The sequence below is a fragment of the Rhizobium nepotum 39/7 genome (genome assembly GCF_000949865.1).
Taxonomy (GTDB): Bacteria; Pseudomonadota; Alphaproteobacteria; order Rhizobiales; family Rhizobiaceae; genus Agrobacterium; species Agrobacterium nepotum.
In genome coordinates, this window is the sequence record NZ_JWJH01000003.1 from 93,181 (window position 1) to 105,881 (window position 12,701).

Below are 12,701 nucleotides of genomic sequence, written 5' to 3' on the forward strand. Positions count from 1 at the left end.
TCTCATGAAAATCCGCCTCGAAAATGTGGTGAAGACCTTCGACACGTTCCGCGCGGTGCGCGATATCTCGCTGGATATTGAAAGTGGCGAGCTTCTGGCGTTGCTCGGTCCTTCCGGCTCCGGCAAGACGACGATTTTGCGGATGGTCGCCGGTCTCGAATATAGCGATGGCGGCCGCATCTTTTTCGGGGATGAGGACGCCACCAATATTCCGGTGCGCGACCGTGGTGTCGGTTTCGTATTCCAGCACTATGCGCTGTTCCCGCATATGACGCTGCATGAAAACATCGCCTTCGGCATGAAGGTCTCGAAGGTGAAACGGGACAAGGCGGCGATTGATGCCCGGGTCAAGGAACTATTGAACCTGGTCAAGCTTGATGGTCTGGGCGACCGTTTCCCGGCGCAGATTTCCGGCGGGCAGCGGCAGCGTGTGGCGTTGGCGCGTGCGCTTTCGGTCGACCCCAAAGTGCTTCTGCTCGATGAGCCCTTCGGCGCGCTGGACGCCAATGTCCGCCGCGACCTGCGTCGCTGGCTGCGCGAAATTCATGGTGCCCTGGGAATCACCACGATTTTCGTGACGCATGACCAGGAGGAGGCTCTCGATCTCGCCGACCGTGTCGTCATCCTCAATCAGGGTGAGATCGTTCAGCAGGGCACGCCGAAAGAAGTCTGCCGTCAGCCCAACAGCGCCTTTGTCATGCGCTTTCTGGGCGATGCCAACCGGGTGTCCGGCGTGGCGCGCGGCGGCAAGGTCTATGTTGGCGAAAACGAGCTGCCTTTCTCTTACGGTCAGGCGGATGGCGCCGTCGAAATCTATGCCCGCCCCTCCGATCTCGAATGGGAGGATCTGCACGAGGGCATTCCGGCGTCTGTCTCGCGCGTTCTTGATCGGGCGGGAGAACGCCGCGTGATCGTCAGCACCGACGATGGCGATCTCCTGGAATTCGACGTGCCGCCGGAAAACGATGTCGCGGCAGGCGATCGTGGTTCCGTCATCATCCGTCGGGCGAAGATTTTTCCGGTGGCGTGAGGGACGCCTACATCGGCCTCAGATAAGAAGTTCGAACGAGGCTTCCGCCGCCAGCCTGCCATTGACCATGAGATCGACCTTGTGAACGCCCGCATAGTGTTTGCGGGTGGTGAAATCGCGCATGGCGCGACTGATCGACAGCGCGCATGTTTCGCCCGGCTGAAGCTCGATCTCTTTCCATTTGAAGACTTTCGCCGAGGCGTCGCCGCTTTTCTTGACGTAATGCACGGCATAATCGATCACCAGCTTCTGCGGGTGTTTCGCAATGGAGGAGAACGAGGCTGAAATGCGCACCGGATTGCCGAGAACGATCTTCTCCGGCGAAACCTGAAACGCCTCGAGCGCGATCTGCGCTTCCTCATGCGCGCCGAGATGGGCGAGTGCGGCGGCATTGCCCTTCTTGATCAGCGTGCGCAATGCCTGCCGCATGATCCAGCGCGTATGCGGGTTCTCCTTCGGCCATGTGTCGATGAGCGCCAGCACGAAGGCGGGGTTGTCCTTAGTGATGTCATTCAGATGATTGGCGACGGATTTGCGCACGTAAAGCGCCTCGTCGGCTTTCATGGCATCGAGGATTGCGGTGACCGGCGACGGGTCGTCGATCAGGGGCCTGAGCTGGAACGACCATGGCAGGCGCGGCCGGCAGCCCTCGCTCGCCAGCCTTCGCACATGCTCGTTTTCGTGTCGCGACCATGTTTCCATCACGGCAAGGGTGGGACCCAAGTCCTTTTGCAGAAAATGGCGGATGGCGAATTCCGAGGAACCGAAGCGGGTGAAATATTGCAGCGCCCGCATGGAAAGATCGAAATCATCGAGACCATAAAGCGCCACATATTCCGGCAGCGAAATGGAGGCGAAACCGTTGCCGATCCCCGGCGCTGCTGCGGTCAGAATTTCGATATTACGTGCATAATCGCCAGGAAGCGTGGCGTGCAGGCTCGTCGCCACCTGCCGCATGCGCTGCATGATGCCCAGGACCTCGAGATTTTCGGTGGCGAGCGTCATGAAGGTGGAGACGTCGAAAGGCGCGTGCACGGCCTTGATCTGATCGGCGATGTGCCGCAGTTTTTCGTGGTTGAAGATTTCCTTCAGCGCCGGTGCCGCCGTCTCGCTCATGTCTGCATCCCCAAAAGTTCACTTTTTGTTCTTTTAAGGGATGATGAGGTTTGAGACAAGATAGCGCTGAGCAACTTTCAGAGAGTGCTGACGGATCGAACGGCTGCGGCTTTCGCCTTCTCCCCGCCGGGGGAGAAGGTTGCGGCAGCGGGTTGAGGGGGCGAGGGTGCGGTCCATCGATGGCGTTGCCCCCTCATCCGACCCTTCGGGCCACCTTCTCCCCGGCGGGGAGAAGAAATTTCTCAACTCAGCTCATCTGGCTGACGAATTTCGTCTCCAGATAGGCCTGAACCGCTTCCGAGCCGCCTTCCGTGCCGTAGCCGGAATCCTTGATGCCGCCGAAGGGGACTTCCGGGAGCGCGAGGCCGTTGTGGTTGATGGTCAGCATGCCGGCCTCGACCTGATGGCCGAGCGCATGCGCGGTCTTGACCGAACCGGTGAAGGCATAGGATGCGAGGCCGAAGGGCAGGCGGTTCGCTTCGGTGATGGCGTCATCGAAGGTCGAGAAACGATTGATGATGGCGACGGGACCGAAAGGTTCGTCGTTCATGATCTTGGCGGTTACCGGCACGTTGGCGAGAACCGTCGGCTCGAAGAAATTGCCCTTGTTGCCGATGCGGCGTCCACCCGTCTTCAGTTCCGCGCCATGGGAAACGGCATCGCTGATGAGGCCTTCCAGCGCCGGGATGCGGCGCTCGTTGGCGAGCGGTCCCATGACGATGCCATCTTCCAGGCCGTTGCCGACCTTGATGGCCTTCGTCGCCTCCACGAAACCTTCAAGGAAGCGGTCCGCCACGCCGTCCTGCACGAGGAAGCGGGTGGGAGCGACGCAGACCTGGCCGGCATTGCGGAATTTCGCAAGCGAGGTCACTTCGATCGCCTTGTCGATATCGGCATCGTCGAAGATCATCACCGGCGCATGGCCGCCGAGTTCCATCGTGGCGCGCTTCATGTGCTTGCCGGCAAGGGCTGCGAGATGTTTGCCGATGGGCGTGGAGCCGGTGAAGGAAATCTTGCGGATGACCGGGTGCGGGATCAGGTATTCCGAAATTTCGGACGGAACACCGTAAACAAGGCCGATGACGCCCGCCGGAACACCGGCATCCACGAAGGCGCGGATCAGCTCCGCCGGCGATGCCGGCGTTTCTTCCGGAGCCTTGACGATGATCGAGCAGCCGGTGGCAAGGGCTGCGGAAAGCTTGCGGACGATCTGGTTGATCGGGAAGTTCCAGGGCGTGAAGGCCGCGACGGGGCCGACGGGCAGCTTGATGGCAAGCTGCGATACACCTGCCGCGCGCGCCGGAATGACCTGGCCATAGGTGCGGCGCGCTTCTTCGGCGAACCAGTCGATGGTGTCGGCCGCGCCCATGATCTCGGTTGCCGATTGCGAAAGCGGCTTGCCCTGCTCACGGGTCATTATATAGGCGATCTTGTCCTTGCGTTCGCGCAGGATATCGGCTGCCCTGCGCATGATCTTGGAGCGCTCGAAGGGCGAGGTGTCGCGCCACACCTTGAAACCGCGGTCGGCGGCGGCAAGCGCCAGATCGAGGTCCGGCTTTTCGGCATGGGCGATGGCGCCGATGATTTCGTCGGTTGCAGGGTCGGACACGGCGATCGTCTTGCCGGAAACGGCGTCGCGCCATTCGCCATCAATGAGAAGTTTGATGTCGGGATAGGTGTGCATGGGAACTACCTTCATGATGCGGCCAATACGGCGAGGCGCCGTCCGGCCCGGAGACGTGAACAGAATTTTCCTGGCCGGAGGATATCCGGCATCGCGGCTTTCGCTGCGCGGAACGGGTGCCTGGGCATTTTCGGCAAGAGGATTGTGGAATTGCCGGAAACGGAAACGATAACCCTTATATTAAGTTGCGGGCGATATGTTTCAACCGTCCGCTCCGGCAATCGCCATGATTTTTCTGTGATACGGAACTTGTCCTTCGCCATTCCTCTGGCGCGCAAACCGGTGGCGGATTTGCGGCTGTCCTGTCAGGCCCAAGCCTGTCCCGCAAAAACGAATCACGTGTTTCTGTTCACGATCGGGGAAGCGTGCGCCACAATTCGGCCTTCGTCGCACCGGACGAATTGACGGGAGGAGGCCTCTCGGCTTGTCGCTTGCGTCATAACAGTGCGTGAAATGTGAAAAAATACAATAAGACGGAAAAATCATCCAAAGGGTTTACTGAAAACCTAGAGAAAATACGGATAAAATCTCACTGAGGATATAACATTCATTCCTGATATATATTGCAGGCGTCGGTTCCATTGACCTTCCAAGGTTGGTGAAAACCCTCGACTTGAACGTTATCGATGGAGAAAAACAATGAGTTTCGCCCGGGTACTTCTCAGTGCGTTCTTGTCGCTCGCGTGGTTTTCCTGTGCCGAGGCCGGGACGATCGCCAATCCGCAGGGCAAGCCGATATTAACCATCTCCGGAAACATCACCATCACCAATGTCGATGGCGCCGCGGTATTCGATCGCGACATGCTGGAGGCGTTGGGCATGGTGACGGTGGAGACAACGACGCCCTGGCACGATGGCCGTGTCCGTTTCGATGGTGTGTCGCTGGCAAAATTGATGGATGTCGTCGGCGCAAAAGGCACCAGCGTCACGGCAGTCGCTCTCAACGATTATGTCAGCACGATACCGGTTGAGGATTTTAAGAAATTTAACGTTATCCTCGCGATCAAGCTGGATGGCGATTACATGACAGTTCGCGAAAAGGGCCCGTTGTTTGTCATTTATCCCTATGATAGCGACCCGGAGCTGCAGAAACAGACCTATTATTCGCGGTCCGCATGGCAAGTCGCCAAATTGATAGTGGAATAAAGGTGCCGTTTGCGAAAACTTGTGGCGGTGATCATCTGTTGCTTCGTCCTGGCAACGGGCTATATCGCTTTCGTCATTGCCGAGCGGCAGACCGCTCTGCAGAAATTCGCCCGCTATAACGATTCGTGGGCGGTCAGCCAGACGGTAGCCGAATATCTGCGTCTTCAGAACAAGCTGGCCGTGTTCGCGCTCAGCCCCGGTGAGATCGACCGCGACGAATTGCAGCTGCGGCTGGATATCATGCTGAGCCGTCTGGAGCTTTTGAAGCAGGGCAATCTAGGGGCTTTCATCGATGAAAAGCAGCAGTGGCGAGATCTCGTAACCCGCCTCGATGCGGTTCTGGCCCGTCTGGAACAGCAGATGGGCAATCTGAAGCCACCTGATATCCCGGATCTGCTCTCCACGATGAGTGCGCTCGACGCACCGATGACGACGCTGGCATCGTCTTCGGTCGCTTACGACGTCAATCTGATCGACACGGCCCATGAGGATGTGCGCAAGCTGCATATCGTCTACACGGCGCTTGCGGGCGGCCTGATCCTGTGTGGAATCGCGCTTGTAATATTGCTGCTTCGTCAGAACGATCTGCTCAACCGCGCACAAAAAAGCATGCGCGGCCTGACGGACGACCTGCGCGCCGCCACGCTTGAATTGCAGGCGAAGAATGTACGGCTGGAACACGATGCCTATCACGATGCGCTGACGGGGCTGCCGAACCGCGCGCTGTTCCGGCAGGAACTGGTCGAGCGGCTGCGTCGCTCCTTTGGCGGCAACGGAACGACGGCCATCCTTCTGCTCGATCTCGACGGGTTCAAGGACGTCAACGACACGCTCGGCCACGATGCGGGCGATGCCCTGCTTCAGGCCGTGGCGCAGCGCCTTTCCGGCATCGGCGGCGACTACGACATGGTTTGCCGCCTCGGCGGTGACGAATTCGCCGTCGTGTCTGATGATCTCAACGAGGATACGGCGCGCCGTCTCGCCTCGAAGTTGATTGACCAGATCAGCCGGACCTATCAGCTCGGCGAGCAGGAGGTCAAAATCGGCACCTGCATCGGTATCGCCATATCGCACGGCGCCGTCGATGCGGATGAATTGTTCAAGCGCGCGGATCTGGCTCTTTATGAGGCCAAGGCCATAGGCCCTGGCCGGGCGAGCGTTTTCAAGGTCCGCATGCAGAAGCAGCTGACCGAGAAGAAATCCTTCGAGGCCGATTTGCAGACGGCGTTGCAGAACGACGAGATGGAGGTCTATTACCAGCCGCAGGTGGCGACGCAGACCCGCAAGCTTTGCGGCTTCGAGGCGCTTTTGCGCTGGAAGCATCCGGTGCGGGGCGATGTGCCGCCCAGCGTGTTCATTCCGGTTGCGGAAAGAACCGGTCTCATCCATTCACTGGGAAAATGGGTGATGGAGACCGCCTGCCGTGAGGCGATGGGGTGGGACGAGGACATGAAGGTGGCGGTCAATCTTTCGCCGGTTCAGTTCCACAGCACCAACCTCATTCAGAACGTGATGGGTGCGCTCGAAAAAAGCGGACTGGAGCCGAGCCGGCTTGAGCTGGAGATTACCGAATCGATCCTGCTGAACAAGAGCGACCAGACGATCAACACGCTGTCGCGGCTGAAGGCCGTCGGCATCCAGATCGCCATGGACGATTTCGGCACCGGCTATTCCTCGCTGGCGAATTTGCGGGGGGTGCCCTTCGACAAGATAAAGATCGACCGATCGTTCCTGCGCGATATTACCAGCGATCGCGACGCACTGGCGATCGTCGAATTTGTGGTCGGCGTTGGCCGCAGTCTGCGAATGACCACCATCGCGGAAGGCATCGAGACGGAGGAGCAATATGAGCTTGTCAAACGTCTGGGATGCGATCTGGTTCAGGGATATCTGATCAGCAGGCCGTTGCCGGCCAAGGAACTGGTGGCCTGGAGTTCCGTTTGAAACCGGGTTTGCTTTCATACGGGGGGCTCGCGTCAAATTCTCATGAGGATGCATCGTCGCACGCGAAAACCGATACCGGTTGCCGCGCCGATGCTGTAGAGCATTCCCGGTCGATGCGGGATCATTCTGGCGAAGCGACCGGGTTTGCGAAAAGGCTTGAAAACATGGAAATACTGGACGTGCATGGAGTTGCCCTGCCTCTCTCTTCCGATGAGGTGTCGCCCGTCATATGGCAGGCGCTGACCGACGGCAGCTATGAGGCGAAAGAGGCCCGCAGCGTCCTGAAAGCCATCAAGCCCGGCGACCGCGTGCTGGAGCTGGGGTCCGGTATCGGCATCATCACCTCGATCATCGCCGGCATAGAGGATGTTTCCGTATGGGCGTTCGAAGCCAATCCCTCGACGGCGGCACTGGCGGAACGGGTGATCAAGGCCAATTGCCGGGGCAATGTCGTGTTTTCGCAGGGGCTTCTCACCGCCGACGCGCCGCGAACCTACCCTTTTTATGTCCGCAAGGATCTCTGGATGTCGTCCATGGACGAAAATCAGGGGCCGTATGAGCAGCGCATCGAAATCTCGTCCGAAAATATCGACGAATTCGTCGCGAACAAAGGCATCACCGCGCTCGTCATGGATATCGAGGGCGCGGAACGCGATCTGCTCGGCAGGGCCGAACTTGCCGGCGTGGAGCGGATATTCGTCGAGCTGCACGACCACCTTTATGGCCTTGCCGGGGTTCGCGACATCATGCAGGCGCTGACCGCCAAGGGATATGCCTATGATCCGCGCGGCTCTCGTGGCCCTTGCGTGCTGTTCTCGAAGGATGACAGCCCGAGAGAATACGATCCCGAGGTGGATTGAAAGCTCCAGCGCTCCGTCTGCATTAATTTTTTAAAGAAAAGCGACTAGCCGGGTTGGATATTTCGACCCGTTTGCGCCTTCTGCCGCAACTTTTTGGGCTTGGTGTCGTTTAGCGCCGATACCCAGAATTTAAGACAGCGGACGAGAAGGCTATTATTGCCAAATAAGCAATTAACTCCGAATTATTATTGCAATTGTTGCAGCCGTTTCCCCGCGTCATCATCCCTCCATCAAACCGGTGCACAACAAAGGTCGCACCGGACGATGCCAACGCAACCGAAGGAGAAACGATCATGGGCTTTGTTAAGACGACAGACGGAACCGAAATCTTCTACAAGGACTGGGGCCCGAAGGATGCCCAGCCGATCGTGTTCCATCACGGCTGGCCGCTCTCGTCCGATGACTGGGATGCGCAGATGCTGTTCTTCCTCTCCAAGGGTTATCGTGTCGTCGCCCATGATCGCCGTGGCCACGGTCGCTCGGCACAGGTTTCCGAAGGCCATGATATGGACCATTATGCTGCCGACGCCTTTGCTGTCGTCGAAGCGCTGGACCTGAATAATGCCGTGCATATCGGCCATTCCACCGGCGGTGGCGAAGTGGCTCGTTATGTCGCAAAACATGGTGAACCGGCGGGCCGCGTTGCCAAGGCTGTTCTCGTTTCCGCCGTGCCGCCGCTGATGCTCAAGACTGCGGCCAACCCCGAAGGTCTGCCGATGGAGGTTTTCGACGGCTTCCGCACGGCGCTCGCCAGCAACCGTGCGCAGTTCTTTCGCGACGTCCCCGCCGGTCCGTTCTACGGCTTCAACCGCGACGGCGCGACCGTTCTTGAAAGTGTGATCCAGAACTGGTGGCGGCAGGGCATGATGGGCGGAGCCAAGGCGCATTTCGACGGCATCAAGGCCTTCTCGGAAACCGATCAGACCGGGGACCTGAAGGCGATCAGCGTTCCGACGCTGGTGCTGCACGGGGAGGACGACCAGATCGTGCCGATAGCGGATTCCGCGCTGAAGTCGGTGAAGCTTTTGAAGAACGGCACGCTGAAAACCTATCCCGGCTTCTCACACGGCATGCTGACCGTGAATGCCGATGTGCTGAACGCCGATCTCTTGGCCTTCATCAAGGGCTGATCCTTCTGCAAAATCGGAATGCGGCCGGATATTCCGGTCGCATTTTGCGTCAAGCCAGACGGGCTTGCCACGCCCCGCGATAGGCGCGAAGTCCGGCAATGGCGTCGGGAGCGAAATGACACTCCCGGCCGGCGAGCGGCTTGATACCGGTGAGGAGCGCTGCTCCGGCACTGGTGCCGGTGGAGCCGCTAACGGCGATCACTTCCGTATCGGCAAAGCCGGCCAGCGCCTTGAGATAAAGCGCGTTGCTGGCGAATGGGCCTTCCACCAGTACCGGACCTTTGCGCCCGATCAGCGAAAGACTGAACTCCGTCATCAGCGCGAGATAAAGTGCTGCTGCCGCGTGCCGTTCCGCAACCGTGGCATTTTCGTCGGCGATCCAGCGCGCCGTGTTGCCGGGGAAAGGGCCTGATCCGCTGACGACGCTGGGCAAGAGCATCATGCCTTTCGTAAGTACGCTACCAAGGGCTGCTTCACTCTCCTCGTCTGGGGCAGGCCCGAATTGCTGCGTCAGCATCTCATACTCCCTGCCGCCCATGAAGCGGGAGGAAGGAACGGGACGTCCGAGAGCATCGACATTCAAAAGCGTGTCACGGGCGGGATCCAGCGTATCCGCTGCGCCGCCGATGGCGAAATTCACTACCCAGGTGCCGGTGGAGACGACGGAAAAATCACCCTCCCGCCGCAGCAGATGCGGCAGGAGTGACGCGTTGGAATCATGGATGCCACAATAGACCGGTATTTGCGGCGATATACCTGTTTCCCTCGCCACTGATTTGCGGACTGGTCCGAGCACATCGAAAGCGGAGCGCACCGGCGCCATCAATTGCTCTATGCCCAGGCGCTCGACCAGCGATGAGAATGCCTTCAGTCGAGGATTCCAGAGGTCCGTATGGCAACCGAGCGAGGTCGTTTCGGTGGCCTGAACGCCGGTCAGTCGCCCCGCCCAATATTGCGCATAGGTGACGATGCTGTGCACCCCAGCGAATTCTTGCGGAAAGGCGGTTTTCTGGAAATGGATTTGCGCGCCGAGGTTCAGCCCGACGGGAAGTAGCGGCGAGCCGGTTTCGGCAAAATCCGGCCTGATGCGGAGATAGGCTTCCTGAATAGCTGCGGGATAGCTGTGCTCGTAATCCAGCACCGGCATGGCAAGATCGCCGTTTTCGTCAAGAAGTGCCGCAGACGCGCCATGGGTGGTGATGGAAATCGCGTCGAAGCCCGGTTCCTGGCCAAATCGCTTCAGAGAAGAGAGGATAAAGCTCCAGAGCATCTCCACATCGTAATGCGGATAAATTCCGTCACGAAGGACAGGATTGGTCCGCCTCTCGCCGGCGATCTCTTCTCCGCTTTGGGTATCGATGACGACGACCTTGGCATTGGTCTTGCCGATATCGATGACCGCGACGCGGCGTGGCTGCGTCATGTCGTTCATGGCAGATGGAACACCGTCACGAGGTCTTTCGCCACAGGCGAATTATCAGGATTGCTCTCCATGATATCGGCCATGTGCGCCCACCATTTTTTCATCACGGGATGCTCGGGCAATGCCGCCATGCCGTGGGTCTTCGGTCGCGTCAGCACGCCGAACAGGATGTTCGTTTCCGGATCGAGGTGGATCGAATAGTCGCTCACGCCCGCTTCGTGCAGCAGCGCCACCAGTTCCGGCCATATCTCGTCATGGCGTCTTTTATATTCCGCTTGCCTGCCGGCGTGGAGTTTCATCTTGAAGGCGTGTTTTTCGAGTTCCGGCATGGCTCAGTTTCTCTTCGTTCAATTTCTGAGGGCGCGAAGGCGGCGCACAACGATGGGAATGGCGATGGTGATGATCAGCAGCAGGCCGACAAAGATCGACATGACGATGCCGGGCACGTTGAGCAGCCCCAGCCCGAAAGTGACGAGGCCCATGACGAAGGCGGCGATGACGACGCCAGCGATGGTGCCGGAGCCGCCGAGAATGGAAACGCCGCCAAGCACCACCATGGTCACCACCTCAAGCTCCCATCCTTGGGCGATCGAGGGGCGGGTGGAGCCGAGCCGCGAGGTGAGGCAGACGGCGGCGATGCCGCTCATCAGGCCGGTCAGGAGGAAAAGGATGAACTTCACCCGTTCGACGGGAATACCGGAAAAGCGGGCGGCGAAGGGATTGTTGCCGATAACATAGACCTGCCGACCGAAATTGGTGGCGTGCAGAAGAATGGCGAAGATGACGGCCATCACGAGGAACAGCACGAATTCGAAGGAAATGACCGAGAAGACGTAACCCTGACCGAAATAGGCGAAATCCGCCGGATATTTGCCATAGGCCTGATCGCCCAGCACCATGTAGGAAATGCCGCGAAACAGGCTCATTGTGCCGATGGTGACGACGATGGACGGCAGTTTCAGGCCAGCGACGAGGAAACCGTTGAAAGCGCCGCAGAGGAGCCCGGTGCCGATGCCGATCGCCACGAGGCCCGGCGTGCCCACACCCATCTGCACCGCAGCGCCCATGGCGGTGGAGGCGAGCGCGATGATGGCGGCGACCGACAGGTCGATTTCGCCGGCGATGATCAGAAGCGCCATCGCAAAGGCGATGATCGCCTTTTCGGTGAAGTTGAAGGTCGCGTCCGACAGGTTCCAGGCATTGAGGAAATAGGGCGAGGCGAGCGAATTGGCGATGAAGATGAGGACCGCGACGCCGAGCAGTAGCACTTCCCAGCTGGCCAGGATACGGCGCAGCGGCGTTCCGAGCTTGTCGGGAATGATGCGCGGCTTCTGCGTCGGTTGAGAATTCGTGCTCATGCTGCGGCCTCCTTGGCCTGATCGCTTGCGGCCCGGTCGCGCAGGATGATGCGGCCTTTTCGAGCTTCGGCACGGGCGTTGAAGACAACGGCGAGGACGATCACTACGCCGGAAATCGCCATTTGCGCGAAGGGCGAGATGCCGATGACGGGCAGGGCGTTCTTGATGACGCCAAGGAACAGCGCGCCGAGCACAGCGCCCGCCACCGAGCCGATGCCGCCGGCAATGGAAATGCCGCCGATGACATTCGCCGCCACGCTATCCAGTTCGAAACCGGCGGCGATATCCACATAGGCGACGGCATAACGCGACACCCAGAGGTAGCTGGCAAGCCCTGCCAGCGCGCCTGATAGTACGAAAGCGAGAAAGCGCGTGCGGCCGACATCGATGCCGGCATAGACCGCAGCACCCGGATTGCCGCCGGAGGCATAGGCCGAACGGCCGAAGGACGTGCGGCTGAGCACCAGCCAGGCGCCGGCGATGATGAGGATGGCGACCCAGGACAAAACCGGCATGCCGAGGATCATGGTGCGCGGTACGTTGAGGAAGGTGGGCGAAAGCTGGTGCGCGTTCACCCAGCCGCCGCCCGAAAGCACGAAGGCCATGCCGCGATAGATGGTGAGCGTGCCGAGCGTGACGACGATGGGCGGAATGCCGAGCCACCAGACCAGCACGCCATTGATCGACCCCAAAAACGCGCCGATGCCGACTGCCATGGCGATGAGAAACGGCAATGGAATTCCAGGAAAGGCGGCATTGGTCATCGCCACCGCCATGCCGGTGAAGGCGAGATTGGCGGCGACCGAAAGATCGATGGATTTGGTGAGAATGACCGCCATCTGGCCGAGCGCCAGAATGATGAGGATGGAGGTATCGTTGAAGATGTTGACCAGATTGGCCGGCCGGCTAAAACCGGGCGCGCGCAGTGCAAAGCCGGCAATCATGACGATGATGATGCCCGCCAGCAGCCATTCGCGATTCTTGAGAAAACGTTGCATGGTTTTGCCCCT

11 protein-coding genes are annotated in these 12,701 nt (G+C 59.5%); 5 read left to right on the top strand and 6 right to left on the bottom strand.

Annotation, left to right across the window (positions count from 1 at the left end):
- The first annotated feature begins 4 nt into the window (after positions 1-4).
- Positions 5-1,030, top strand: coding sequence for a sulfate/molybdate ABC transporter ATP-binding protein (locus RS75_RS03665; protein ID WP_045017472.1), 1,026 nt, complete (start codon positions 5-7; stop codon positions 1,028-1,030).
- Positions 1,031-1,048: 18 nt separating this feature from the next.
- On the opposite strand, the gene RS75_RS03670 is transcribed toward RS75_RS03665, so the two are convergent.
- Together RS75_RS03670 and RS75_RS03675 are read right to left on the bottom strand one after the other, a co-directional pair.
- The gene (locus RS75_RS03670) at positions 1,049-2,146 is read right to left on the bottom strand and encodes a DNA alkylation repair protein (protein WP_045017473.1); all 1,098 of its coding nucleotides are present in this window, start codon (positions 2,144-2,146) and stop codon (positions 1,049-1,051) included.
- Positions 2,147-2,393: 247 nt separating this feature from the next.
- Positions 2,394-3,830, bottom strand: coding sequence for an NAD-dependent succinate-semialdehyde dehydrogenase (locus tag RS75_RS03675; RefSeq protein WP_045017474.1), 1,437 nt, complete (start codon positions 3,828-3,830; stop codon positions 2,394-2,396).
- Positions 3,831-4,469: 639 nt separating this feature from the next.
- On the opposite strand from RS75_RS03675, the gene RS75_RS03680 reads away from it, so the two are divergent.
- The 4 genes from RS75_RS03680 to RS75_RS03695 all read left to right on the top strand — a co-directional run bounded on the left by RS75_RS03680 (position 4,470) and on the right by RS75_RS03695 (position 8,910).
- Positions 4,470-4,976, top strand: a complete 507-nt coding sequence (locus RS75_RS03680; RefSeq protein WP_045017475.1) for an oxidoreductase — start codon at positions 4,470-4,472, stop codon at positions 4,974-4,976.
- Between the two features lie 21 nt (positions 4,977-4,997).
- Positions 4,998-6,920, top strand: coding sequence for a putative bifunctional diguanylate cyclase/phosphodiesterase (locus tag RS75_RS03685; RefSeq protein WP_234704223.1), 1,923 nt, complete (start codon positions 4,998-5,000; stop codon positions 6,918-6,920).
- 164 nt (positions 6,921-7,084) lie between these two features.
- Positions 7,085-7,780, top strand: coding sequence for an FkbM family methyltransferase (locus tag RS75_RS03690; protein ID WP_045017477.1), 696 nt, complete (start codon positions 7,085-7,087; stop codon positions 7,778-7,780).
- A 293-nt stretch (positions 7,781-8,073) separates the two neighbouring features.
- Positions 8,074-8,910: an alpha/beta fold hydrolase gene (locus tag RS75_RS03695; RefSeq protein ID WP_045017478.1), complete on the top strand. Its 837-nt coding sequence runs from the start codon at positions 8,074-8,076 to the stop codon at positions 8,908-8,910.
- Positions 8,911-8,959: 49 nt separating this feature from the next.
- On the opposite strand, the gene RS75_RS03700 is transcribed toward RS75_RS03695, so the two are convergent.
- Genes RS75_RS03700 through RS75_RS03715 form a run of 4 tightly spaced genes read right to left on the bottom strand, consistent with a single transcriptional unit; the run spans position 8,960 to position 12,689 of the window.
- Positions 8,960-10,342 carry an FGGY-family carbohydrate kinase gene (locus RS75_RS03700; RefSeq protein WP_045017479.1) on the bottom strand — a complete coding sequence of 461 codons (1,383 nt, stop codon included), beginning with the start codon at positions 10,340-10,342 and terminating at the stop codon, positions 8,960-8,962.
- The gene (gene rhaM, locus RS75_RS03705; RefSeq protein ID WP_045017481.1) at positions 10,339-10,662 is read right to left on the bottom strand and encodes an L-rhamnose mutarotase; all 324 of its coding nucleotides are present in this window, start codon (positions 10,660-10,662) and stop codon (positions 10,339-10,341) included. Before rhaM ends, RS75_RS03700 begins: the two co-directional genes overlap by 4 nt.
- Before the next feature lie 18 nt (positions 10,663-10,680).
- On the bottom strand, positions 10,681-11,691 hold the full coding sequence (locus RS75_RS03710) for an ABC transporter permease (RefSeq protein WP_045017483.1): 1,011 nt from the start codon (positions 11,689-11,691) through the stop codon (positions 10,681-10,683).
- Positions 11,688-12,689 carry an ABC transporter permease gene (locus RS75_RS03715; RefSeq protein WP_045017484.1) on the bottom strand — a complete coding sequence of 334 codons (1,002 nt, stop codon included), beginning with the start codon at positions 12,687-12,689 and terminating at the stop codon, positions 11,688-11,690. The genes RS75_RS03710 and RS75_RS03715 overlap by 4 nt, the downstream gene beginning before the upstream one ends.
- Positions 12,690-12,701: the final 12 nt, after the last annotated feature.

Excerpts from the sequence above, each read along its gene's own strand:
- RS75_RS03700 (WP_045017479.1), bottom strand. The coding sequence starts at position 10,342 with ATGAACGACATGACGCAGCCACGCCGCGTCGCGGTCATCGATATCGGC.
- RS75_RS03710 (WP_045017483.1), bottom strand. The coding sequence starts at position 11,691 with ATGAGCACGAATTCTCAACCGACGCAGAAGCCGCGCATCATTCCCGAC.
- rhaM (WP_045017481.1), bottom strand. The coding sequence starts at position 10,662 with ATGCCGGAACTCGAAAAACACGCCTTCAAGATGAAACTCCACGCCGGC.
- RS75_RS03670 (WP_045017473.1), bottom strand. The coding sequence starts at position 2,146 with ATGAGCGAGACGGCGGCACCGGCGCTGAAGGAAATCTTCAACCACGAA.
- RS75_RS03715 (WP_045017484.1), bottom strand. The coding sequence starts at position 12,689 with ATGCAACGTTTTCTCAAGAATCGCGAATGGCTGCTGGCGGGCATCATC.
- RS75_RS03690 (WP_045017477.1), top strand. The coding sequence starts at position 7,085 with ATGGAAATACTGGACGTGCATGGAGTTGCCCTGCCTCTCTCTTCCGAT.
- RS75_RS03680 (WP_045017475.1), top strand. The coding sequence starts at position 4,470 with ATGAGTTTCGCCCGGGTACTTCTCAGTGCGTTCTTGTCGCTCGCGTGG.
- RS75_RS03665 (WP_045017472.1), top strand. The coding sequence starts at position 5 with ATGAAAATCCGCCTCGAAAATGTGGTGAAGACCTTCGACACGTTCCGC.
- RS75_RS03675 (WP_045017474.1), bottom strand. The coding sequence starts at position 3,830 with ATGCACACCTATCCCGACATCAAACTTCTCATTGATGGCGAATGGCGC.
- RS75_RS03695 (WP_045017478.1), top strand. The coding sequence starts at position 8,074 with ATGGGCTTTGTTAAGACGACAGACGGAACCGAAATCTTCTACAAGGAC.